Source organism: Mesorhizobium sp. C268A (genome assembly GCF_040324475.1).
In the GTDB taxonomy this organism is placed as follows: Bacteria; Pseudomonadota; Alphaproteobacteria; order Rhizobiales; family Rhizobiaceae; genus Mesorhizobium.
Window position 1 is genome coordinate 5,394,539 of the sequence record NZ_JAMYVX010000001.1, and the last position, 22,136, is coordinate 5,416,674.

Genomic DNA, 22,136 nt, shown 5'->3' on the forward strand with positions numbered 1-22,136 from the left:
GCAATTTTATCCGTATAAATCCATAGGGCTGGGAGTGGCGCTGTGACCGTGCAGGCATCCAAGAAGCAATTGGACCGTCAAAGCATCCTGAATTCTCTGAAAGCCTTCCGGCGCGGCGATTTCTCCGTCCGCATCGACAATGTTTATGAAGGCCTCGATTCCGAGATAGCTGAGACTTTCAATGAGATCGCTGATCTCAACGACCAAGTGACGCGCGAGTTCGAGCGCTTGAGCCGGGTCGTCGGCAAGGAAGGGCGGATAGGCGAGCGCGGCCGGGTTCGCAATGCCACCGGCAGTTGGGAATCCAGTGTCCGTTCAGTCAATGATCTCATAGAAGACATGGTTCAGCCAACGGCTGAGGTTGCGCGCGTTATCGGCGCCGTCGCCAAGGGCGACCTGTCGCAGACCATGATGGTCGAAATTGACGGCCGACCGCTGCGTGGCGAATTCCTGCGCATCGGCAAGATCGTCAACACCATGGTCGGCCAGTTGGCCTCCTTCGCCTCTGAGGTGACGCGCGTGGCGCGCGAGGTCGGTACGGAAGGCAAGCTCGGCGGCCAGGCCCGGGTCAAGGGCGTCGCCGGCACGTGGAAAGATCTGACCGACAACGTCAACGCGATGGCCACGAACCTGACCGGGCAAGTGCGCAACATCGCGGAGGTTACGACCGCGGTCGCGTCGGGCGACCTGTCGAAGAAGATCACAGTCGATGTCAAGGGCGAAATCCTAGAACTGAAGAACACCATCAACACGATGGTGGACCAGCTTAATTCCTTCGCTTCGGAAGTGACGCGCGTGGCGCGCGAGGTCGGCACTGAAGGCAAGCTTGGCGGCCAGGCGCGCGTTGAGGGTGTTGGTGGTACGTGGAAGGATCTGACCGACAATGTGAATTCCATGGCCGAGAACCTGACTGGCCAGGTGCGCAACATCGCCGAAGTGACGACCGCAGTGGCTTTGGGCGACCTGTCGAAGAAGATTACGGTCGACGTGAAGGGCGAGATTCTCGAGCTGAAATCCACGATAAACACAATGGTGGACCAGCTGAATTCATTCGCGGGCGAGGTCACGCGCGTGGCACGCGAGGTTGGCACCGAAGGCAAGCTTGGCGGCCAGGCGCAGGTGCGCGGCGTCGCCGGCACCTGGAAGGACCTCACCGACAACGTCAACTCGATGGCCGAGAACCTGACCGGTCAGGTGCGCAATATCGCCGAGGTGACGACGGCGGTCGCGTCGGGCGATCTGTCCAAGAAGATCACGGTCGCCGTGCAAGGCGAAATCCTGGAACTCAAGGACACCATCAACACGATGGTCGACCAACTGAACTCCTTTGCCTCGGAAGTGACGCGCGTGGCACGCGAGGTCGGCACCGAAGGCAAGCTGGGCGGCCAGGCAGAGGTGAGGGGCGTCGGCGGCACATGGAAGGATTTGACCGACAACGTCAATCTCATGGCCGCCAACCTGACTGGCCAGGTTCGAAACATCGCAGAAGTCACCACCGCCGTGGCGCGCGGCGACCTGTCGAAGAAGATCACCGTCGACGTCAAAGGCGAGATCCTGGAGCTCAAGGACACCGTCAACACGATGGTCGACCAACTGAACTCCTTTGCCTCTGAGGTCACGCGTGTGGCCCGCGAAGTGGGATCGGAAGGCAAGCTTGGTGGCCAGGCGCATGTCGAAGGCGTCGGTGGCACCTGGAAGGATCTGACCGACAACGTCAACGCCATGGCCGGCAATTTGACGGTGCAGTTGCGTGACGTGTCGAAGGTGGCAACGGCCATTGCGACCGGCGACTTGACCCAGAAGATCACCGTCGACGCGCTGGGCGAGATCTTGCAGATCAAGGACGTCATCAACACGATGGTCGACCAGCTCAATTCCTTCGCTTCGGAAGTGACGCGTGTCGCGCGCGAGGTCGGCTCCGACGGCAAGCTTGGCGGCCAGGCCCAGGTGCGCGGCATAGGCGGCACGTGGAAGGATCTGACCGAAAACGTCAACGCCATGGCGGCCAACCTGACCGGCCAGGTGCGCAACATCGCCGAGGTGACCACCGCCGTGGCGCTCGGGGACCTTTCGAAGAAGATCACCGTCGATGTCCGCGGCGAGATCCTGGAGCTGAAGGACACCATCAACACAATGGTGGACCAGCTCAATTCCTTCGCTTCGGAAGTCACGCGCGTGGCACGCGAGGTCGGCACGGAAGGCAAGTTGGGAGGCCAGGCGCAGGTGCGCGGCGTTGCCGGCACGTGGAAGGATCTCACAGACAATGTGAACTCGATGGCCGAGAATCTGACCGGCCAGGTGCGTAACATCGCCGAAGTCACGACCGCCGTGGCGCGCGGCGACCTGTCGAAGAAGATCACCGTCGATGTGAAGGGCGAAATCCTGGAGCTCAAGTCGACCATCAACACCATGGTGGACCAGTTGAACTCCTTCGCCGGCGAGGTCACCCGAGTCGCGCGTGAGGTTGGCACCGAGGGCAAGCTTGGTGGCCAGGCGCGCGTCGAAGGTGTTGCCGGTACCTGGAAGGACCTGACCGACAACGTCAACCTGATGGCGACGAACTTGACCAATCAGGTGCGCGGCATCGCCGATGTCGTGACGGCGGTCGCGCAAGGCAATCTCAGGCGCAAACTGACGGTCGACGCGAAGGGAGAGATCGCCCTGCTGGCCGACACCATCAACGGCATGATCGAGACGCTTGCCACCTTTGCCGACCAGGTGACCAACGTCGCCCGTGAGGTGGGCATCGAGGGTAAGCTCGGTGGTCAGGCGCGTGTGCCAGGTGCCGCCGGCCTCTGGCGCGACCTCACCGACAATGTCAATCAACTCGCTGCCAATCTGACCACCCAGGTGCGTGCCATCGCCGAGGTTTCGACGGCGGTGACCAAGGGCGATCTTACCCGTTCGATCAGCGTCGAAGCGTCCGGCGAGGTCGCCGCGCTAAAAGACAACATCAACGAAATGATCCGCAATCTGAAGGATCAGACGCTGAAGAATGCCGAGCAGGACTGGTTGAAGACCAATCTCGCCCGGTTTTCGCGCATGCTGCAAGGCGAGCGCGATCTTGCCACCGTCTCGCGGCTCATCATGTCCGAACTCGCTCCTCTGGTGAACGCCCAGTATGGGGTGTTCTACGTCACCAATCGCGACGAGGAGGAATCCTATCTTGAGCTGGCGGCTTCCTATGGCGCCGAGAGCAAAGCTGCCATCAAGCAGCGGCTTGATCTGCGAGAGGGCCTGGTTGGGCAAAGTGCCGCCGACAAGCGCGCCATCATGCTGGACAATGTGCCGCCAGAATTCCTTCGGGTCACATCTGGTCTTGGCAGCGCCTCGCCAGCCAATGTCATCATCCTGCCTGCCCTGTTCGAGGATGAAGTCAAAGCCGTCATCGAGCTCGCCTCGTTCGGCGAGTTTCGTGACACACACCAGTCGTTCCTCAACCAGCTCATGGAATCCGTCGGCATCGTTCTCAACACCATCGCTGCGACGATGCGCACGGAGGGCCTGCTCAAGCAGTCGCAACTGCTGACGTCGGAATTGCAAGCGCGTCAAACCGAGCTGACAAAAAAGCAGGAAGAGCTGCATGCGACGAACGAGGAGCTGCAGGAAAAGGCGCAGCTGCTCGAGAACGAAAAGAAGCAGGTCGAAAACAAGAATCTCGAAATCGAGATGGCGCGACGCGCGCTGGAGGAGAAAGCCGAGCAACTGGCACTCACGTCGAAATACAAGTCCGAGTTCCTGGCCAATATGAGCCACGAACTGCGCACGCCGCTCAATTCGCTGCTCATTTTGTCAAACCTGCTGGCGACCAACCAGCACGGCAACCTCAACGAAAAACAGGTAGAGTTCGCCCGCACCATCAATTCGGCAGGAACCGATCTTCTCAGCCTCATCAACGATATCCTCGATCTGTCGAAGATCGAGTCGGGCACTGTTTCCATCGACATCAACGATATGCCGGTGACGCATCTTCGCCAGCATATGGAACGAACTTTTCGTCAGCTGGCAGCCGACAAGGGACTTGGCTTCACCATCAAGGTCGATCCGGCGCTTCCCGACACGGTCCGCACAGATGAGAAACGCTTGCAGCAGATTGTCCTCAACCTGCTTTCCAACGCGTTCAAATTCACCTCGGAAGGCGAGGTCAGCCTGAACTTCCGGGTTGAGAAGGCCGGCCGCCGCAATGGCGCGACGCAGCCGGTGAAGGCTCTCGCGATCGCCGTCACCGACACCGGCATTGGCATTCCAGAAGACAAACAGAAGCTGATTTTCGAGGCCTTCCAGCAGGCCGACGGCACCACCAGCCGCAAGTATGGTGGCACCGGCCTTGGGCTCTCGATCAGCCGCGAGATCGCTCGCTTGCTTGGCGGCGAATTGCGGGTCGAAAGCACGCCGGGCAAGGGGTCGACATTTACCCTCATCATCCCGTTCGACGGCCCCCGCGTGACGACAGTACAGTCGACCTTGGCTCCGGCGGCGGAGGCGGTTGCTGCGACAGCTCTGCTCAGCAGTCCGCCCTCGGCAGAGCTGATCGACGACCGCGATTCAATCCTACCCACCGATCGGATCGTGTTGATCGTCGAAGATGATCCGACCTTTGGCGGGTTGCTGCTTGGCCTCGCCCGGTCGGCCGGGCTGAAAGGCGTTCTGTCGACTGCAGGTTCCGGCACGCTGGCATTGGCCCGCAAGCTCGTTCCCGACGCAATCACACTTGATCTCGGACTTTCGGATATCGATGGCTGGGTGCTTTTCGATCTGCTGCGGCATGACCAGAAGACGAGGGGAATTCCCATCCATGTCATCTCGGGTGCCGAAGACATCGACAGTCTCGCACGCAAGGGGGCGTCCAGCATTTCCACCAAGCCCGTTTCCTCGGACGAGCTGATGAAGGTGTTTCAGGATATCCACTCGAAGAAGCTCCGCGTTCAGCGCCGCGTTCTGGTCGTGGACCCTGACCCGGAGCGGCGTCTGGCGCTGGTCGAGGCAATCCGCGACGGCGTAACGTCGGTCACCGCGATCGGTCGTGTTGCGGCCAATGCAGAAGACGTTGGCCTCGCCTCCTATGATGCCGTCGTGCTCGGCTTTGGACGCTCCGCCAAGGACAACGCAAAGGCGCTGGACGAGATCACCGGCCAATTCGGCGAAGCCTTGCCGCAGCTGCTGTTCTTTACGCCTCACCCGGACGCGCTTGAACAGGTGCTGGCATTGAACCCGGCCTTGGCGGAAGCACCGCGGGCGGAGAACTTCGCTCAATTGGCGCTGCACATTTCGGCAACGCTGCCGGGAGAAGGTCGCCAAGAGGCCTGGGCAGGAACTGAACACAACGGCAAGTCCGATCTCGCCGGGGCGAAAGTTCTCATCGTCGACGACGACATTCGCAACATCTATTCGCTCACCAGTGTTCTGGAGACCTGTGACATACAGGTTCTGCATGCCGAGCGGGGCCGTGATGGCATCGCGCTTCTTGAACAGGCGCCCGATGTCGACGTGGCATTGATCGATATCATGATGCCGGAGATGGACGGCTACGAGACGATGCGGCGGATTCGCGGCACACCGGCGATTGCTCATATCCCGCTGATTTCCGTCACCGCAAAGGCGATGAAGGGGGATCGGCAAAAATGTCTGGATGCCGGGGCTTCCGACTACATCGCCAAACCCGTCGATCTGGATCTCCTGCTGGCGCTGCTTCGTGTCTGGATCGGACGTGCCCGATCCCGTGTCGAGAGCCCGGAAAAAATTCTCCTGGCAGCGAACTGACGGCCGTTCGATGCAAAAGCTGGCAAGAAACAGGGTAAGGAAACTTGAGGTGGCAGCTCTTGCCGAAGGGCCGGCAAGAGCCCGTATCCTGGCGGTGGACGACGATGAGCGCAATCTGCTGGCGATCAGCGAAGTGCTCGCGACTATCGGAGAGGTCATCTGCGCCCAATCGGGCGAAGAGGCTCTGCGCTTTTTGCTGAAAGAGGAGTTCGCCGTCATTCTCCTGGATGTCCTCATGCCAGGGTTGGACGGGTATGAAACGGCCGCACTTATCCGCCAGCGCGAGCAATCCAAGCGCACCCCAATCATCTTCTTGACCGCCATCAACAAGGAGGATGCGCATATGCTGCGCGGCTATGATGCCGGCGCGGTCGACTATGTGTTCAAGCCATTCGATCCGATCATGCTGCGTTCGAAAGTCGCGGTTTTCGTCGAACTCCACGAGAAGACGCTCGAGATCCAGCGCAAGGCGGAGGTCGAGCAGGGACTATTGGCGCAGGCGTTGCAGGCGCACAAGGACAAGCTTCAGGCCGAACGCGCGCTGCGCAGCGCCGAGCAACGGCAGGATGCCATCCTGAATTCGTTGCCGGTCTGCTTTCATGCTCGGGCAGCCGAGCCACCCTTCGCGGCGCGCTTTGTTACCGAGGGCGTCGAGCGCTTGACCGGCTTTGCGCCTGAATACCTGACATCGGATCCGGAGTTCGGTCTCAGCCGCGTTCATCCCGACGATCTGCCGCGATTGAAGGAAGCGCTGCTGGCGGCAAAAACCACCGGCTCCTATACGTGCGAGTTCCGCTGGCAATGCGCCAATGGCGAGTATCGCATTTTTCTCGACCAGGGGGTGATGTCGGACGGCTCAGATGGCCGTGAACCGGAAATCATCGGCACATTGCTTGACATCACCGAGCGGCGCGGTCTTGAGGATCAGCTGCTTCAATCCCAGCGCATCGACGCTATCGGCAAGCTAACCGGCGGCCTGGCGCATGATTTCAACAACCTGCTCGCCGCAATTCTCAGTGGGTTAGGGCTGCTTGAACGGCGGGCTGCGTTGGATGATCAGGCGCAACAGGTACTCGACCTGACGCGGCGTTCTGCAAAACAAGGCGCTGACCTTGTCGCGCGAATGCTGGCATTCTCGCGGCGCCAGACCCTGAAGCCGGAAGCGGTGCGCCTTGCTGCGCTGGGCGACACGATGAACGGATTGGTGGCGCCCGTGCTGGGGGGGTTGATCCGTTTCGACTGGCAGATCGATGACACGATCTGGCTGGTGCATGTCGATGCAGGCCAACTTGAATTGGCCTTGATGAATCTGGTTTTCAACGCGCGTGACGCCATGCCCTCTGGCGGGACAATAACCGTGCATGCGCAGAATCGATCGATCGGGACGCCAACAGAGGATATTCCGCCGGGCGACTATGTCATGATCGCCGTCAAGGACACCGGATCCGGCATACCCCCCGATCTTGTCGCCAAGGTCGTCGAACCGTTCTTCACCACCAAGCCGGTCGGTAAGGGAACGGGCCTCGGCCTCAGCACGGTCTACGGCTTCATGAAGCAGTCAGGTGGGACACTTCGCATAGAAAGCGTCGTTAACCGCGGAACTACCATGCAACTCTGGCTGCCACGATCGACCGAACAGCCGGTCGATCCTGTGGTGGAACCCGACATTGAACGAGCGTTCGCCGATGCCGGGATGGAGCACCCATCAATCCTCCTGATCGACGACAGCCATGTTTTGCGGCAATTGACCGCCGAGTCCCTTCGCCAACGTGGTTTCGAGGTGACCTGCGCGGGAGGAGGGGCGGAGGCGCTGGCCATGATGGAGCGCACTCCCAACCAGTTCGACGTCATTATCACCGACTTCGCCATGCCACTCGTATCCGGCGTCGACGTGATCCGCTTCGCGCGCAATTTGCGCTCGGACTGGCCAGCGGTCATGATCACGGGCTATGCCGATGCCCGGGAGATTGCCGATCGGCCGGCCGACGTGCCCTTGCTCGGCAAGCCCTTCCGCGACGAGGATCTGTTCGAAGCGATTTTCCTCGCGATAGAGAATGCGGCCCCCAAAGGATCAAAACCGGCTAGCGCTTAGGGCTTGTCGACGGTCTGGCCACGTCGGCAGGCCGGGCAGATCGAGACCGCACTTTCGGGGCACGGCGACAAGGGCCGCATTCCTGATCGGCAATCTAGGTCATTCGCAACAGGCGGCGCTACCAGCGCTCCTCGGTGTCGCGGTCCGGTAGGTCTATTCCGCAGCACACCCAACCAAGGCGCTGCGCTGAACCATAGTTGTACCGAGGCTCCAGATGAGCCGGATCATCGAAGGTACCGACGTGCAGCGCGATCTCGGTTGGCGACGCGTCGTAGCAAAGGCTGAGCGGCGACCCGCATTCTGGGCAGAAGCCTCTTTGCGCAATCGGCGAAGACCTTCGTTATGTTGGCTTTCCGGAATTCCAGGTCAGGCTTTTGCAGGGCATCCAGGCAAGAACTGCAAACGCGCTGCCGGTCGCTCGTCTGCACATATCGCAGTTGGCAGTAGTGAACCCTCGGTTCGATCCCGGCGCTGAATCGGATCCTGCCACAGAGACATTGCCATGGATGGCCAAGGAGCCGGGTAGGCGCTTGCCAACCTCACGCATCAAGATCGATCAAGGCGGCGCCGAACGCTCCGATCGCAGTCAAAGAGGCACTGCCGAGGTTTTGGTCGGTTGCGAAGGCTGTCAGCGCGCCGAAGCCTTCGTCGCCGAGGTCGAGCACCACGACGAAAATTCTTTGCCCGCTGACCTGGTTAGCGAGCTTGGGTTTCATCGCGTTCCGAACCTGTTGCGGGGCAGTTAATGGGCATGGTGCTCGGCATTCCGCTTGCGGGTTGCCGCTGCCTTCTTTGCCGATTCCGATCGGCTTGCGGCTGACCGTGAAGCCGATGCCTTGCCGCCGCTTTTCCCACCCTTGTGGGCCGCGGGGTGTCCGGTGTGTTTACCACGACCCGCGCCGCCTTCTTTCTTGCCGCCGCCATCGTCCTTGTTGACGGTCGCCCATGCCCGCCGCTCGGATTCCTTCTCGGAAACACCGCGCTTCTCATAGCCTTCGGCAATGTGGTCGGCTTTGCGTTCCTGTTTGTCGCTGTATTTCGATTTGTCGCCTCGTGGCATGGTCGTTCTCCTGGCTCAATGATGTTTGAACGGGATGCCGGCGGGAGAGTTCCAAGTGGAAATTCAGAAAACTGAAACGCGGGCGAGGATTTCGACCAACACGGAGCGCTATTGCTCCGGGGCCGTGGCGGGTGCCGTGAAGCGGCGCACGGCACCGATCACGCTTTTCTTGAAGCGATCGAGCGCGGCAAGCGTCTCCCTGGAGACGACGTCGTCGCGTGCCGTCTACTCGGTAGCCAACGCAATGAAATACGTTCCGCGACCTCAGTAGCCACCGACCACCGGCAGGATCTCTCCCGTGATGTAACTCGAGCAATGCGACGAGGCGAGGAACACGTAAGCCGGGGCAAGTTCTTCCGGTTGCGCTGGCCGTTTCATCGGCGTATCCGCGCCGAATTTCGAGACGTCGTCGGCTTCCTTGTCCGAAGGGTTGAGCGGCGTCCACACCGGACCTGGCGCGACCGCGTTTACCCGGATGCCCTTGCCGATCAGATTGCCCGAAAGCGCTCGCGTGAAGGCATGAATGCCGCCCTTGGTCATCGAATAGTCAACCAGTTGCTTGGAACCGTCGATGCCGGTCACCGAACCGGTATTGATGATCGCGGAGCCCGGCTCCATGTGCGGCACGCTCTCCTGCGCCATGTGGAAATAGCCGTAAAGATTGGTCTTCAGCGTCGTGTCGAAATGTTCCTCGGTCAGGTCGTTGAAGTCACTGGAATGGATTTGGAAAGCGGCGTTGTTGACCAGCACGTCGATCCTGCCGAATTTTTCGACCGTCAGCGCCACGGCGTTGCGGCAATGCTCGCGTTCACTGACATCGGCTTTTATCAGTATGCAACGCCGGCCTTCCTTTTCGACGGCGTTTTTGGTCGCTTCGGCGTCCCTGTCTTCACTCAAGTATACGATCGCAATGTCGGCGCCCTCGCGGGCGAACAAGACTGCCACCGAACGGCCGATGCCGGAATCACCACCCGTGATAAGCGCTACCTTGTCGTCGAGTTTTTTCGATCCGAGGTAGTAAGGCGCATCGTAGAGCGGAGCGGGCTCGATCGCCCATTCATGCCCCGGTTTGGGTTGATGCTGCTCGGGAAAAGGCGGCTCGGGATATTTGCGGGCGCCGGCTTGCATCGCTTGTTGCATTTTGCCATTGCTCTTCGTCTCGTCTTTGGCGTCGATACCACGCTGGATATGGCGTTGCTTGGCGGCTTCAGCTGAAGTCTGCGACTTAGTCTGCATGGCTTTCTCCTGTGCTCGGAGAACGAACAACGCATGCCGGGCAAAAAAGTTTGCGCAAATATCTCGATCCCGAAAGGGCTCGCCATTGCGAACAGCCTGCGAAGAGCGTGGAGCATTGGTCGTCAATGAGATCGGAATTGCCATGCCGGCGGCGTTCAGACAAACACCACATTCATTACCCGCTCAAAGCACGCTTTTTTCAGAACCATAGGGTTTGGCAATGCGGACCATGCCTTTCGTCCGAAGGCGCTGGTATAAATAGAAAATCGTCATCAAGCCGATTGCTGTTCCAGCACCAAGACACAGCGCGAGCAATAGTTCTGCACCGACACGAAACGCAAGCAGAGTAACGCCCGCCGCAGCGACGATGGCATTTATGAATGCGATCATAGTCGCTGCAGTGGTCAGGTACGCCAGGAGAGGCCCAGTACGAAGAGAAGGTTCGGCGTCATTTTCGGGCCAGCGACCGAATTCCTTGGAAAACTGGAAGGCAGCCTCGTCGCCCAAAGTTCGATAGTAGGCTCTGATCCGGGCAATGCCGATATGGGCCTGCATGTTCTCAGCGGCGATGTCGACCAACCTCAAGACGGTAAAGGCACCCAGTAAAAAGACCGATGGCAGCACAACCGCGACAAACGGCAGGAAGAACTCGGAGGACTGCGTAACAAAGCCCGTTGCCACCAGAGCGCTCGACAGAGCCATAATGTAGATGGTCGTTCGCGACGCCATTTCACTTATGGACGTGCTGATCGCTGTCTGCTGCACGAAATGCTCTGTCGTCAGGGCCGCGAGAAACGAAGCATCGGGTGTCGGCGTGTCAGCCATGGAGTATGCTCCTGTCGGGTCGACCTGAGTTTTTCTTCGATATAGCGCTTGCGAGGCTGGCCGCCACTGGATGCTCCCGACGTCTGATCCATGCCGGTTTTATTGTGCCATATCCAGCGAGCCCGCATCAGCGATCAGAAAGGGCCGATCATGTGGTCAGCAGATGCTGGCCATATCGCAGGCGAAATGTCTGCCGTGGTCAATCCGTATGGCCTCCTGTTGGGGATCCGGGTCGAAGCGCATTCGCGGCGGTTGCAGTTGGGGGCGGTTCCGCGGCGGCGCTGATGCGAGTTCGCGCATTCGTGGCAGCGGCCTCGAAACAAATTCGGTCCCTAGGCCGGCAACGCGAATTCACCGGCAGGTTCAATGGTGCGGGCTTGCGGGCCAAACTTTTCGGTGGCGAAGCCCATGACCACGTCCACCAGACTCATAAATCAGCAGCCCGGATCCTGCCTACTGCGGCATCTCCAGTCCCTGCCGCAATCCTGTCGCCACGACTGAGACCCTGAACTTTCCGGCGAGTGCCCGGTCGAATATGGCGCCGACGATGATGTCGGCGTCGGCGTCGACCTCCTCGCGGATGCGGGTGGCGGCCTCATCGACTTCGAACAGCGTCATGTCCATGCCGCCCGAGATCGAGACCAGGACGCCCTTGGCGCCGATCATCGAGGCTTCGTCGAGAAGCGGGTTTGCTATCGCCGCTTCGGCGGCCTTCCTGGCGCGGTCCTCGCCCGTGGCTTCCCCGGTACCCATCATTGCGCGGCCCATGTCGCGCATCACCGACTTCACGTCGGCGAAGTCGAGATTGATCAGCCCCTCCTTGACGATGAGATCGGTTATGCAGCCGACGCCGGAATAAAGGACGCGATCAGCCATGGCGAAGGCGTCCGCGAAAGTCGTCTTTGCGTCGGCGATCCTGAAGAGGTTCTGGTTCGGAATAACGATCACGGTATCGGCGCATTCGCGAAGCTGCTCGATGCCCTCTTCGGCGGCTTGCATGCGGCGCTTCCCTTCGAAGGTGAACGGCTTGGTGACGACCGCCACCGTCAGGATGCCGGCTGCCCGTGCAGCGTTCGCTATGACAGGCGCGGCACCGGTTCCAGTTCCGCCTCCCATGCCGGCGGTCACGAAGCACATATGGGTTCCCGCAAGGTGGTCCCTGATCTCGTCGATCGATTCCTCGGCTGCCGCGCGGCCGACCGCGGGCAGCGACCCGGCGCCCAGGCCTTCCGTGACATGGGCGCCCAGCTGGATCAGCCGCGATGCTTTCGACATGGTCAGTGCCTGGGCATCGGTGTTGGCGACGATGAACTCCGCACCCTGCAGATTTTCGGCAATCATGTTGTTGACCGCGTTGCCGCCGCCACCGCCGACACCAATAACGGTTATCTTCGGTCGCATTTCAGAGATGACGGGCCTTGCCGCGGTGCTCATCGTCTTGTTCTCCTTGGAATTGGTCGACAAAAGGTTCCCGGAACGCGCCGCTTGAACACGCCAGGTGCAAGAATCAGGTTCTATCGCCTTGGCACAGGGAATCAGAGGGTGAACTTTGCGGCAAGACAAGATGTGGGACTTGTACCATATACGCCTGAATGAGCCGACCTTTTGAATGGGTCTCCAGTCCGATGTTCCGGAATCGGCTCGGATTCTGGCCAGCGAAAATCCACAATCTCCGGGATCCAACCCCTCCAAGCTTCACGCGCCCGCCTCACGCGCGAGAACCTTGAGAATCTGGCGACCGAGCGACGCCTGACGCTTAGCGGATCGGCATCTTGCCGCGAAACAACGGCTGATGGGCCCGCATCAGAGCGGCAATCCGGTTGGCAATCTTTCGTACCGGCGGGGAGTGGCGTTCCTCATGATGGGTGACGATCCACTGGTCGGTTTCGAGTTCGGGGATAGGCTGAGCGACACGAACCAGCCGCGGATCGCTGTCGCCGACGAAGCACGGAAAGACGGAAAGGCCGGCGCCCGCGGCCACAAGTTCTCGCACCGAATGGGTGTTGTTGCCGCGCACGGCGATGCGGTCGCCGTGATGGGCTTGCAGCCAGCGCGCCGAGGCAATGTTTGCCCCTTCGCCGGTGACGCCGACGAACAACCCGGCGGCGATGCCGTTGATCAGGTGGCGTCCGGAATAGATGGCATACGCGACCTTGCCGCTCTGACGGCCGGCCAGCCACTGTTCGGTCGGGCGCTCGCTGCGGATGCCGATATCGGCGGCGCGGCGACCGATGTCGACCCGGTCGGTGGTGGTGACGAGTTCCACCCTGATGCCGTCATCGACCGTCCAGATTTCGCCGATATGGGCAGAAACGAAGGCCGAGGTCCAAGGCCCGGCCGAGACGCGGACAATGCGGTCGGGCAGGTTTCCCTCGCGCCAGCGGGTCAGCGACTGCATTGCTGCTTCGACGTCTTCGGCGCGCCGCAGCAGTTCTTCACCGACCGGGGTTAGCCGGTAGCCGGTCTGCTGCCGTACGAACAGCGCTTCGCCGATCTGCTTTTCGAGCGCGGTGACGCGTCGTCCGAGTGTGGCTGCGCTGAGGCGCGTGGTTGCCGTAGCCGCGCTCAGGCCACCCAGCCGCGCAACGTCGAGAAACAACCTCAGATCGTCCCAGCCAATATCCATTTTGCAGAAATGAAAAACTCCTTGCGACCGTGGCTGTAGCGCGAAGCGGACATCATGCGCAAGTATGCAGCCGTTGGAGGCGCTGGAAATTCCTGCCCTGGTGGGACAAAGACAGGCACCTCGGTTGGCCAGGAAGTCAGTCCAATCCTTTGATCGTGCATACGCTTTGCGCGATTGCTTTGCGTTTTCGACCAACTCAAGAGCGTGAGGTATTTCGCTCTCAAGGAGACGATATGTTGCATGAACTTCGACACCGTTTCGCCCGCTGGCTTGCCTATCGCCAGACGCTTGCGAGCTTGAGGCGGCTTCCAGACAGCATATTGGCGGATGCGGGCCTTTCTCGCGAAGAGCTCCGCGAGCGTGCCCGCGACGCCAGCCTGCGTCGCTGAGATTGGAGGCGGGCATGCAGAGAATGGAGCCGGCGGCGAGAAGCAATCAGGCGTCGTCTCCTCACTGCTGAGCTGCGGCTGAATGCGCCAATACGGTTGCCACGCTTGATGCCGCCGCAGTTTCGCTCCACATCGTGAGGGATGAAGACCGAGAAATCCGAGCGGCGTCGGACCTTGCTGTGGGCCTTGCCCGCATCGCTGGTCCTGCATGCGCTCATCACCGCGTTCCTGGTCTATGGCCTGCCCGTTCCTGCCCAGCAGCCGCAGGAGGAGGAACCGGTCAATGTCGCACTCGTCCCGCCACCCGAACCGCCGAAGCCTGAGCCCCCGCCGCCTCCAAAGCCTGAAGCGCAAAAGCAACCGGAACCGAAAGTAGAAAAGCCTGTAGCGGAAAAGCCGCCGGCGCTCGAGGTGCTGAAACCTGTATTCCAGTTCGGCGACAAGGATACCGGCCCCAGGAAATCCCTGGATGGAGCCAGCGCGCAGGATAATTCGCCGACACCGGTCAAGGACAAGGATACGAAGCCGCCAGGTGAGCCGAAGGACGTCGAGAGCAAACCCGCCGCGTCGCCAGACTCCGGGGAGCCGGCGGGTACGACCAAGACCGAGGAGAAGCCGGCAACCGCAGCCTCCGAGCCGACCCAGGAGAAGCAGGCAACCGAGGACGCGAGCAAGCAGGGAGCAGACAAACAAGAGCCGCAAGATGCTGACAAGCAGGCAGCCGCGACGCCGTTGGCCACCCCCGGCGATGATGGTGAGATCGAGCTTCCTGCATCGGCCCAGGCGCCGAAGGCCAGGCCCGAAAACGCGCCGAAGCGCAGCCCTGCAAAGGTCTCGAAGCCTGGAGGCGGAGGCGCCAGGAAGCCTAGCTCCACGGAGGTGGCCTCAGCCGGGGCTTACTCGGGCCTTCCGGGCGTCCGCGAGCTCTTCTCGCACGGCGCTACCGGCAATGCATTCGGCACCACCGCGACCGACGGCATGTCTCGCGGTGAGCGCGTTGCCACACTTTGCGCCAACGTGTTGGCCGAGGAGCTGAAGGGCGCCGAGTTTTCTCCCGAGTGGCTACCAATGAGACCGCTGAAGTCGGGCAATATTGTTATAGATCCGGATGCGGCCTTTCGCGCAACGATCGGATGGTACCATGTGAGCTTCCGGTGTGAGGTCGACACCGACGCGACGCGAGTGTTGTCCTTCGACTCTCATGTCGGGTCTGCCGCCTCGCCAGCCGAAAGCGCTCAGCTTGAACAGGAACTTCGCCGGCAGCATTCGGGGGGATAGCCTGCGCGTTATCATGCCCACGCGCTGGGCGACTGGTTTATGTCCAAGGCGCTGTGATTGGGTGCCGCGTGGTTGCATCTCAATCCGCCGGGCGGTTGGCCTTGCGCCACTCCTCATATTCGCCGCGGGCATCGTCATGCAGCGGATAGTAGCGCTGCAGCGGTGCGCCCTGCATCAGCTTCTCTCGCGAGAACTCTTCCCAATCGTGATGCTTCCGGGATTCTTCGATCACCTTTGCGGCCATTGCGACGGGAAGCACTACCACCCCATCGTCGTCTGCGATGATAATGTCGCCCGGGATCACCGTGACACCGCCGCAGGCGATCGGAACGTTGACGGCGTTCGGATAGATGCTGGTTTGCACATGGTAGTTGGGCGTCCAGCCGCGCAGCCATAGCGGCAGATCGAGCTTTTCGACATTCGGCCGGTCGCGCATGCATCCATCGATGACGATGCCCGCGCCGCCTCTGCCCTTGAAGTAGGTCGACATCATATCGCCGAAGACGCCCGAGCTCATGTCACCGCGCGCGTCGACGACGACCACATCGCCTTCCTGCGCGTGATAGAGCACGTGCCGGTGCAGTTGCGTTTCCGGGTCGGCGTATTCTCCCTCGCTGAAGAGGTCCGGCCGCTGCGGCAGGAACTGCAGCGTCAGCGCCGGCCCGACGATCGACTTCCCATGGTTCTGCGCCACCGGACCGACCATGTGCGGATTGCGGAAACCCATGTGGCCTAGCGTGCCGGCAACCGTCGCGGCGCCGATTTCCCTCAGGGCGTCAATGAGGTCTTTGGGCGGTCGCGTGATGTCAGGGATATGCGTCATTGTGGACTCCGGTTGAGATGGAACTACCAGTTCGTAACAGACCCGTCCCGGCGCCTGAGGTGAGGCGCTTCCCAGAAACGAAAAGCCTCCGCCCGGACCGCCGCTTCGTTGACCTCGACGCCGAGCCCCGGCAGGTCGCTTACCGGATAGTCGGGACCGTCGAGCCGTGGCTGCACGGGGAAGAAGTCGGAATTGTCGAAGCCCAGCTTCGTCTCGGGTTCCCTGGTCTCGAGCCACGCGAAGTTGGGTACAGCGGCGGCGAGATGCAGGGTCGCGGCCGTGCACACCGGACCAAGCGGATTGTGCGGCATCAGGTCGACATAATGCGCCTCGCTCCAGCCAGCGACCTTCATCGCCTCGGTGAGCCCGCCGACATTGCAGACATCGAGCCGGTTGAACTGATGGATGCCGCGCTCGATGTAGGGCAGGAACTGCCACTTGCTGGCAAATTCCTCGCCGATGGCAAAGGGAATGTCGGTCATCCTGCGCAGGGATTCGTAGGCTTCAGGTGTCTCGTCGCGGATCGGCTCCTCGAGAAAATCAAGCACGCCGCGGCCGAGCTTGTTGCAGAAGCTCGCCGCCTCTGCCACCGACAGCCGATGATGATAGTCGATGCCGAGGACGACGTCGTCGCCCAGCGCCTCGCGCGCCTTGTTCAGCATGCTCGCGGTAGCGCCGATCGACTCGCGGGGTTCGAAGATGTCCCTGCTGCTTTGCCCTACGGGGAAGAAGCGGATCGCCTGCCACCCCCGTGCGCGCAGCTCCCGGGCTCGTTCGATGGCGACGTCGCCCTCGGCCTCGTCTCCGGTCGAGGCGAAGGTGGGGATGCAGTCGCGCTGCTTGCCGCCCAGCAGTTCGTAGACCGGCACCCCCAGCGCCTTGCCCTTGATGTCGTGAAGGGCGATGTCGATGGCGGAGATAGCCGCCTGCAGAACGCGCCCGCCTTCGAAGTACTGGCTGCGATAGGCCTCCTGCCAGATCCGCCCGATCTGCATCGGGTCACGGCCGATGAGAAACTCGCGAAAATGCTCGACCGCGCCGGCAACGGCCTTTTCGCGCCCGCTCAAGCCGCTCTCGCCCCAGCCGAAGACGCCCTGGTCGGTCTCGATCTTGACGAGCATCTGATTGCGCGTTCCAACCCACACAGGATAGGGCTTGATCGCGGTGATCTTAAGCTTTTCAGTCATCCCCAACGTTCCCAATGAACCCCGTCTTGTCTCAGCCGGCCTTGAGGGCCAGTTCAGTTTCGCCATCGAACAGATGCAGCCGCTCCTGGTCGAACTCGAGCCAGATCTGCTCGTCAGGTGCGACGGCGATGTTGGGGGACACGCTGATGTTGACGATGGCGCCTGACAGCAACGCCTGCACGAAGGTGACGTCTCCGGTCGGCTCCACTGTATAGGCCTTGGCCGGGACGCTGCCTGGCACCGCGCTCTTGTGGAGCCTGATGGTCGAGTGACGTGCGCCGAGCACGACTTTCCTCGACGTTGCCCCCGCAACCTTCCGGGCGTTGAGCGGCGAGAGCTCAAGGCTCCAGCCCTCCGCGCCGGTCAACGCAGTGTTGCCGTTTGCTGTCGATGCCTCCAGTGGAACAAGGCTCATCGCCGGGCTGCCGATGAAGCTGGCGACGAACATGTTCACCGGATGGGCAAAGACCTGCGCCGGAGAATCGTATTGCAACAGGTAGCCGCTGTTCATCACCGCCATCTTGTCGGCCATGGTCACGGCTTCGAGCTGGTCGTGCGTGACATAGATGATGGTCGCCTTGAGGTCCTGGTGGAAGCGCTTGATCTCCGAGCGCATCTGCACGCGCAGTTTGGCGTCGAGGTTGGAGAGCGGCTCGTCCATGAGGAAAACGGCAGGGTCGCGGACGAGGGCGCGCCCCAAGGCGACACGTTGCTGCTGCCCGCCTGAAAGTTCGCGCGGCTTGCGCTCGAGAAGGTGCGTCATGTCGAGCACGCGCGCCGCTTCCTTGACCTTCCTGTCGATCTCGTCCCTGGGCAGCTTGCGCATCTGCAGCGGGAACGCCAGGTTCTTGTAGACCGATTTCTGCGGGTAGAGCGCGTAGTTCTGGAACACCATCGCGATGTCCCGGTCCTTGGGGTCGAGGTCGTTGACCACGCGGTCGCCGATGACGATGTCGCCCGATGTGACCGGGATCAATCCCGCGACAAGATTGAGCGTGGTTGTCTTGCCGCAGCCCGAAGGGCCGACGAGCGCAACGAACTCGCCGTCATTGACCGTCAGCGAAACGTCGTTGACAGCTTTGAAGCCGCCATAGGTCTTGACGAGATCTCTCAGGACCACGTGGGCCATCGGCAACTCCCTACGGCATGATGCCGAAAAGTGTGAAGCGGTTTTCGGACGACATCATGCTCTATCTCTTTGATTTAGAGGCGCATTCAGATTTCAGGTCGAACAGACCTGAAATCATCCGGCTCTAGTGTTTGACCGCGCCTTCTGTAAGGGCGCGTACGAAGTATCGTTGCAGGAGGAGGAACAGCACCACGACGGGCACGCTCATCATGAAGCTGGCCGCCATCAGGCCCGGAAAGTCCGTCGTATTCTCCGAGAAGAAACGCTGTATGCCGACCGGCAGGGTCAACTGCTCGTTCTTGGAAAGGAAGGTGTAGGCATAGATGTACTCGTTCCAGGCGCCAATGAAGGAATAGATCGCGGTGGCGATGATACCGGGCGTCGACAGAGGCATCACGATCAGGATGAAGGCCTGGAACCGGGTCGCCCCATCGATCCGCGCCGCCTGCTCGAGCTGCACCGGAATGTTGTCGTAAAAGCCCTTGAGCAGCCAGATCGCCAGCGGCAGGCCGAAGGTGAGATAGGTGAGAATGAGCGAGCCATGCGTGTTCACCAGCCCGATCGCGCGCATCAGGATGAAGAGGGGCACGAGAAAGATCACCGCCGGGAACATGTTGCGCAAAAGCACGGTGAAGAACAGGAAGTTTCGTCCGGGGAAACGAAAGCGCGAAAACGCGTAGGCCGCAGGAACGGCCACGATCACCGAAAGGATTGTGGTGACCGTGGACACGTAGAGGCTGTTCCAGAAAAAACGCAGGAAGTCCTGGCCGACGCTGTTTTGCGGATCGAGCAGCTTTTGGTAGCTGGCCAGGGTAGGCTCTTCCGGCCACCATTGCGGCGGGAACTGCATCGCCGCGAACCCGGACTTGATCGATGTGATCAGCATCCAGATCATCGGCAACGCGGTGTAAAGCAGCATGAACACGAGGAAGACGCGCCCGGCCCAACGCCATCCGTCGATGCGCATGCGGCGCCGGGCTGGACCTCGAGGGGCTGTCTCGACGATCGTGCTCATGCGCTCCCCTCGTTGCGCTCGTTGCCGGCCAGCGCACGAACGTAGAAGTAGCCCAGCACCATCAGCATGAGGAACAGGAGTACCGAATAGGCCGATGCGACACCCCATCGCTGACGGCCGAAGGCGAGCTCATAGATGTGGGTGATCCAGATATGCGACGCGTTCGACGGCCCGCCACCGGTCATGATCCACGGGATGATGAAGGAATTGAAATTGGCCACCGCGAGCAACAGGATCGTCACCGTCGAGACGTTGCGCAGATGCGGGAAGGTGACGTGCCAGAAACGCTGCCATGCATTGGCCCCGTCGACTTCCGCGGCGCGCAGCAACTGGTCGGGGACCGTCTGCAAGCCGGCCATCATCATGATCATGGCAAACGGAAACTCGCGCCAGATATTGACGACGATCAAGGAGGGCAGCACCGTGCTGACGTTGTCGATGAAGTTGGGCGGCCGGTCAGCCAATCCGAGGCCGACCAGCACCGCGCCGATGATGCCGAAGTCCGAATGGTAGATCCACTTCCAGATATAGGAGGCGGCAACCGCGCTGATGACCCAAGGAATGATCAGGACAGCGCGCAGGACACCCCGGCCGATAAACTCGCGGTGGAGCGCCAGCGCGGCGGCAAACCCCAAGGCAAAGGCAACGAAGGTGGATGCGATCGTCCAGATCAGGGTGTTCAGGGTGACTTTCCAGAACACCTGGCTGGTGAGGATGGCCGTGTAGTTGTCCAATCCGATGAAGGTCTTGTCGCGGAGCTGCAGGCCAGGCGGCGTCTTAAAGAACGACAGCTCGACCGTGTAGTAGATCGGATAGGCGATGACGATGAGCATCACGGCGATCGCTGGAAGCACGTAAGCGTAGTCGGCGCGATGCTCCCAGATATTCCGCAGCACCCCGGAGCTACCGGGTTGCAATCTTCGGCGAGCCTCGGCCTTCCCGGTCACGATCGTCACGATGGCGTGCCCTTGTTGTTCGGAGCAAACCGGCTGCACGCACTATCGGCGCAGCCGGTCGGATCGCAGGTCAGGCCCGGACTAGAGTCCGTCCATCAGGTTTTTCACCTTCTCGGCCGCGTCGTCCGCTGCCTGATCGACGGTCATCGCTCCGGTCAGGGCGTTCTGCAGCATGTCCGGGACGATGATATTCATGATCTCGGGCGATTGCGGCAGCGCCGGAAACGGAATGCCGTATGGCAACATCGAGGTCGTGACATCGAGGAACTTGATGTTGTCCAGACGTTCCTTCATCCATTTGGTCTTGAAGCCGTTGAGGTTGCCTGGGTTCGAGCCGGCATACGCCATCTTCAACGACCATTCAGGGCTCGTCCACATGCAGATGATGGCCTTTGCGGCCGGCTCGTCCACCTTGCCGCCCTCGACATATTCGGGCTTCAGGATGTGAATGTTCGAGCCACCAAACACGACCGCCCGCTTGCCGTCGGGGCCGGTCGGAATCAGGCCATAGCGCATGTTGTCGATGACGGTCTGCGCCTTATCCTTGTCGGCGCCCGTTGCCTTCTTCTGCAGGTCGAGCATGACGTTATAGTCGGACGGGTGCGAGACCATCATGCCGAGTTGGCCGGCGACGAACAGGGGCTGGTTATCGGCCTGCTGGTTGGTGAGGGCCGAAACCGGAACCGACTTGTCGCGAACATACATGTCGTAGGAGGCTTGCAACGCCGCCTTGCTCTGCGGGCTATTGAGCTCGACCTCCTTATAGGTCGGGTTCGCGGAGGCTTCGTCGAAGACACCGCCGCCATAGGCCCATAGCTGCGGCATGAAGCGGTACGGCGTGTTGCCGGCGTTCTTTCGCGCCACGAGGCCGTAGCCGGCAATGCCGAGCTTGTCATGGATCTGCTTGGAATATTTGACGACGTCGTCCCAGGTAGCCGGAGCCTTGTCCGGATCGAGGCCCGCACGCTTGAAAATGTCGGCGTTCCAGATGAACGCCATCGTCTCATTGTTGGTGGGAATGCCGTAGGTCACGCCATCCCAGGTTACCGCCTTCATGGCGCCGGGCCAGAAATCCTCTGTGGGATAGCCCACATCTTCCGGCTTGAGCGGCTGCAGATAACCCTTCGAGGCGAACTCGGTTCCACCCAGGATTTGCAGGCGGACCGCCATCGGCGCCGCATTGCCGAGCAGCGCCGTGCGGAATTTGTCGAGAAGGTCGTTGTAGGTGAGGGCCTGATCCTCGAGCTGGATGTTCGGATAGGTCTTGCGGAAGGTCTCGAAGAAATCCTTGTAGTACTGGCGCAGGAGATCGGGGTCGCCCTCGAACACACCCTGATACCAGAACGTCAGTCGCCCCTTGTAGTCGAGCGGAGTGACCTTGCCGCAATCGGCGGCCGTGTCGAAATCCTGTGTGCCGGCGATGGAGCGCACATATTCCGGCGACCACTTGCTCAAATCGACCGGCGGCGAACCCAGCGCCGATCCCGACATGAGCGACGCCATCAAAGCAGTGGCGACTGTGCCGCGCAGGACGGCACCGCCGAGTGTAATCCTCGTCATAGTATCCTCCCAGATTCTCCCATGCCGCCGTGCGCCAAGGGGCTCGTTCGACCGTGCGGGATGTGTCCTTCTGCTCAATGTATCCCTTCGATCATCTGGTACGTTTTCAGATCGTGGATTGCCTGTCAACGCACCCGATCGTACATTGTTTGCAAAACGCGTGTATGATATCAAGCATGTGATGTACTAATCGGGGGAGC

16 protein-coding genes and 1 pseudogene are annotated in these 22,136 nt (G+C 60.9%); 4 read left to right on the forward strand and 13 right to left on the reverse strand.

Annotation, left to right across the window (positions count from 1 at the left end; translation table 11 throughout):
- Positions 1 to 48: 48 nt before the first annotated feature.
- Both NKL06_RS26350 and NKL06_RS26355 read left to right on the forward strand, forming a co-directional pair.
- Positions 49 to 5,760 carry a HAMP domain-containing protein gene (locus tag NKL06_RS26350; RefSeq protein ID WP_352581235.1) on the forward strand — a complete coding sequence of 1,904 codons (5,712 nt, stop codon included), beginning with the start codon at positions 49 to 51 and terminating at the stop codon, positions 5,758 to 5,760.
- 10 nt (positions 5,761 to 5,770) lie between these two features.
- A complete protein-coding gene (locus tag NKL06_RS26355) occupies positions 5,771 to 7,852 on the forward strand; it encodes a PAS domain-containing hybrid sensor histidine kinase/response regulator (RefSeq protein WP_352581143.1) in 2,082 nt (693 codons plus the stop codon).
- A gap of 118 nt (positions 7,853 to 7,970) precedes the next feature.
- Here the strand turns inward: NKL06_RS26355 and NKL06_RS32780 are convergent.
- The 7 genes and pseudogenes from NKL06_RS32780 to NKL06_RS26390 form a co-directional block, all read right to left on the reverse strand.
- Positions 7,971 to 8,399: pseudogene (locus NKL06_RS32780) on the reverse strand (GFA family protein).
- Positions 8,392 to 8,568 (reverse strand): PCC domain-containing protein, encoded by a 177-nt coding sequence (locus tag NKL06_RS26365; RefSeq protein WP_023691386.1) that lies wholly within the window; start codon positions 8,566 to 8,568, stop codon positions 8,392 to 8,394. Before NKL06_RS26365 ends, NKL06_RS32780 begins: the two are co-directional and overlap by 8 nt.
- Before the next feature lie 26 nt (positions 8,569 to 8,594).
- Positions 8,595 to 8,912 carry a hypothetical protein gene (locus NKL06_RS26370; protein WP_023691385.1) on the reverse strand — a complete coding sequence of 106 codons (318 nt, stop codon included), beginning with the start codon at positions 8,910 to 8,912 and terminating at the stop codon, positions 8,595 to 8,597.
- 264 nt (positions 8,913 to 9,176) lie between these two features.
- Complete coding sequence (locus NKL06_RS26375; protein ID WP_023687856.1) at positions 9,177 to 10,148, reverse strand: SDR family oxidoreductase; 972 nt, start codon at positions 10,146 to 10,148, stop codon at positions 9,177 to 9,179.
- Positions 10,149 to 10,331: 183 nt separating this feature from the next.
- Entirely contained in the window at positions 10,332 to 10,973 is a 642-nt protein-coding gene (locus NKL06_RS26380; protein ID WP_023691383.1) for a hypothetical protein, read from the reverse strand.
- Between the two features lie 453 nt (positions 10,974 to 11,426).
- Complete coding sequence (gene ftsZ, locus NKL06_RS26385) at positions 11,427 to 12,407, reverse strand: cell division protein FtsZ (RefSeq protein ID WP_031198409.1); 981 nt, start codon at positions 12,405 to 12,407, stop codon at positions 11,427 to 11,429.
- Positions 12,408 to 12,729: 322 nt separating this feature from the next.
- Complete coding sequence (locus NKL06_RS26390) at positions 12,730 to 13,599, reverse strand: LysR family transcriptional regulator (RefSeq protein ID WP_023691382.1); 870 nt, start codon at positions 13,597 to 13,599, stop codon at positions 12,730 to 12,732.
- Between the two features lie 233 nt (positions 13,600 to 13,832).
- Here NKL06_RS26390 and NKL06_RS26395 point away from each other — a divergent pair, with 233 nt between their 5' ends.
- Positions 13,833 to 13,988: a YjiS-like domain-containing protein gene (locus tag NKL06_RS26395; RefSeq protein ID WP_023681184.1), complete on the forward strand. Its 156-nt coding sequence runs from the start codon at positions 13,833 to 13,835 to the stop codon at positions 13,986 to 13,988.
- Positions 13,989 to 14,129: 141 nt separating this feature from the next.
- Positions 14,130 to 15,266: a DUF930 domain-containing protein gene (locus NKL06_RS26400; RefSeq protein ID WP_023691381.1), complete on the forward strand. Its 1,137-nt coding sequence runs from the start codon at positions 14,130 to 14,132 to the stop codon at positions 15,264 to 15,266.
- A 79-nt stretch (positions 15,267 to 15,345) separates the two neighbouring features.
- On the opposite strand, the gene NKL06_RS26405 is transcribed toward NKL06_RS26400, so the two are convergent.
- The 6 genes from NKL06_RS26405 to NKL06_RS26430 all read right to left on the reverse strand — a co-directional run bounded on the left by NKL06_RS26405 (position 15,346) and on the right by NKL06_RS26430 (position 21,936).
- Positions 15,346 to 16,089, reverse strand: a complete 744-nt coding sequence (locus NKL06_RS26405; protein ID WP_023668095.1) for a ribonuclease activity regulator RraA — start codon at positions 16,087 to 16,089, stop codon at positions 15,346 to 15,348.
- A 23-nt stretch (positions 16,090 to 16,112) separates the two neighbouring features.
- A complete protein-coding gene (locus NKL06_RS26410; RefSeq protein WP_023691380.1) occupies positions 16,113 to 17,276 on the reverse strand; it encodes a mandelate racemase/muconate lactonizing enzyme family protein in 1,164 nt (387 codons plus the stop codon).
- Positions 17,277 to 17,307: 31 nt separating this feature from the next.
- Positions 17,308 to 18,405 (reverse strand): ABC transporter ATP-binding protein, encoded by a 1,098-nt coding sequence (locus tag NKL06_RS26415; RefSeq protein WP_023691379.1) that lies wholly within the window; start codon positions 18,403 to 18,405, stop codon positions 17,308 to 17,310.
- Positions 18,406 to 18,529: 124 nt separating this feature from the next.
- Positions 18,530 to 19,420, reverse strand: coding sequence for a carbohydrate ABC transporter permease (locus NKL06_RS26420; protein ID WP_023691377.1), 891 nt, complete (start codon positions 19,418 to 19,420; stop codon positions 18,530 to 18,532).
- Positions 19,417 to 20,376, reverse strand: coding sequence for a carbohydrate ABC transporter permease (locus tag NKL06_RS26425; protein ID WP_023691376.1), 960 nt, complete (start codon positions 20,374 to 20,376; stop codon positions 19,417 to 19,419). The genes NKL06_RS26420 and NKL06_RS26425 overlap by 4 nt, the downstream gene beginning before the upstream one ends.
- Before the next feature lie 81 nt (positions 20,377 to 20,457).
- Positions 20,458 to 21,936 carry an ABC transporter substrate-binding protein gene (locus tag NKL06_RS26430; protein WP_023668101.1) on the reverse strand — a complete coding sequence of 493 codons (1,479 nt, stop codon included), beginning with the start codon at positions 21,934 to 21,936 and terminating at the stop codon, positions 20,458 to 20,460.
- Positions 21,937 to 22,136: the final 200 nt, after the last annotated feature.

What these genes read in the sequence shown, in the direction of transcription:
- ftsZ (WP_031198409.1), bottom strand. Translation starts at nt 12,407, where the DNA reads ATGAGCACCGCGGCAAGGCCCGTCATCTCTGAAATGCGACCGAAGATA.
- NKL06_RS26390 (WP_023691382.1), bottom strand. Translation starts at nt 13,599, where the DNA reads ATGGATATTGGCTGGGACGATCTGAGGTTGTTTCTCGACGTTGCGCGG.
- NKL06_RS26355 (WP_352581143.1), top strand. Translation starts at nt 5,771, where the DNA reads ATGCAAAAGCTGGCAAGAAACAGGGTAAGGAAACTTGAGGTGGCAGCT.
- NKL06_RS26370 (WP_023691385.1), bottom strand. Translation starts at nt 8,912, where the DNA reads ATGCCACGAGGCGACAAATCGAAATACAGCGACAAACAGGAACGCAAA.
- NKL06_RS26375 (WP_023687856.1), bottom strand. Translation starts at nt 10,148, where the DNA reads ATGCAGACTAAGTCGCAGACTTCAGCTGAAGCCGCCAAGCAACGCCAT.
- NKL06_RS26365 (WP_023691386.1), bottom strand. Translation starts at nt 8,568, where the DNA reads ATGAAACCCAAGCTCGCTAACCAGGTCAGCGGGCAAAGAATTTTCGTC.
- NKL06_RS26420 (WP_023691377.1), bottom strand. Translation starts at nt 19,420, where the DNA reads ATGAGCACGATCGTCGAGACAGCCCCTCGAGGTCCAGCCCGGCGCCGC.
- NKL06_RS26380 (WP_023691383.1), bottom strand. Translation starts at nt 10,973, where the DNA reads ATGGCTGACACGCCGACACCCGATGCTTCGTTTCTCGCGGCCCTGACG.
- NKL06_RS26405 (WP_023668095.1), bottom strand. Translation starts at nt 16,089, where the DNA reads ATGACGCATATCCCTGACATCACGCGACCGCCCAAAGACCTCATTGAC.
- NKL06_RS26410 (WP_023691380.1), bottom strand. Translation starts at nt 17,276, where the DNA reads ATGACTGAAAAGCTTAAGATCACCGCGATCAAGCCCTATCCTGTGTGG.
- NKL06_RS26415 (WP_023691379.1), bottom strand. Translation starts at nt 18,405, where the DNA reads ATGGCCCACGTGGTCCTGAGAGATCTCGTCAAGACCTATGGCGGCTTC.
- NKL06_RS26395 (WP_023681184.1), top strand. Translation starts at nt 13,833, where the DNA reads ATGTTGCATGAACTTCGACACCGTTTCGCCCGCTGGCTTGCCTATCGC.
- NKL06_RS26430 (WP_023668101.1), bottom strand. Translation starts at nt 21,936, where the DNA reads ATGACGAGGATTACACTCGGCGGTGCCGTCCTGCGCGGCACAGTCGCC.
- NKL06_RS26400 (WP_023691381.1), top strand. Translation starts at nt 14,130, where the DNA reads ATGAAGACCGAGAAATCCGAGCGGCGTCGGACCTTGCTGTGGGCCTTG.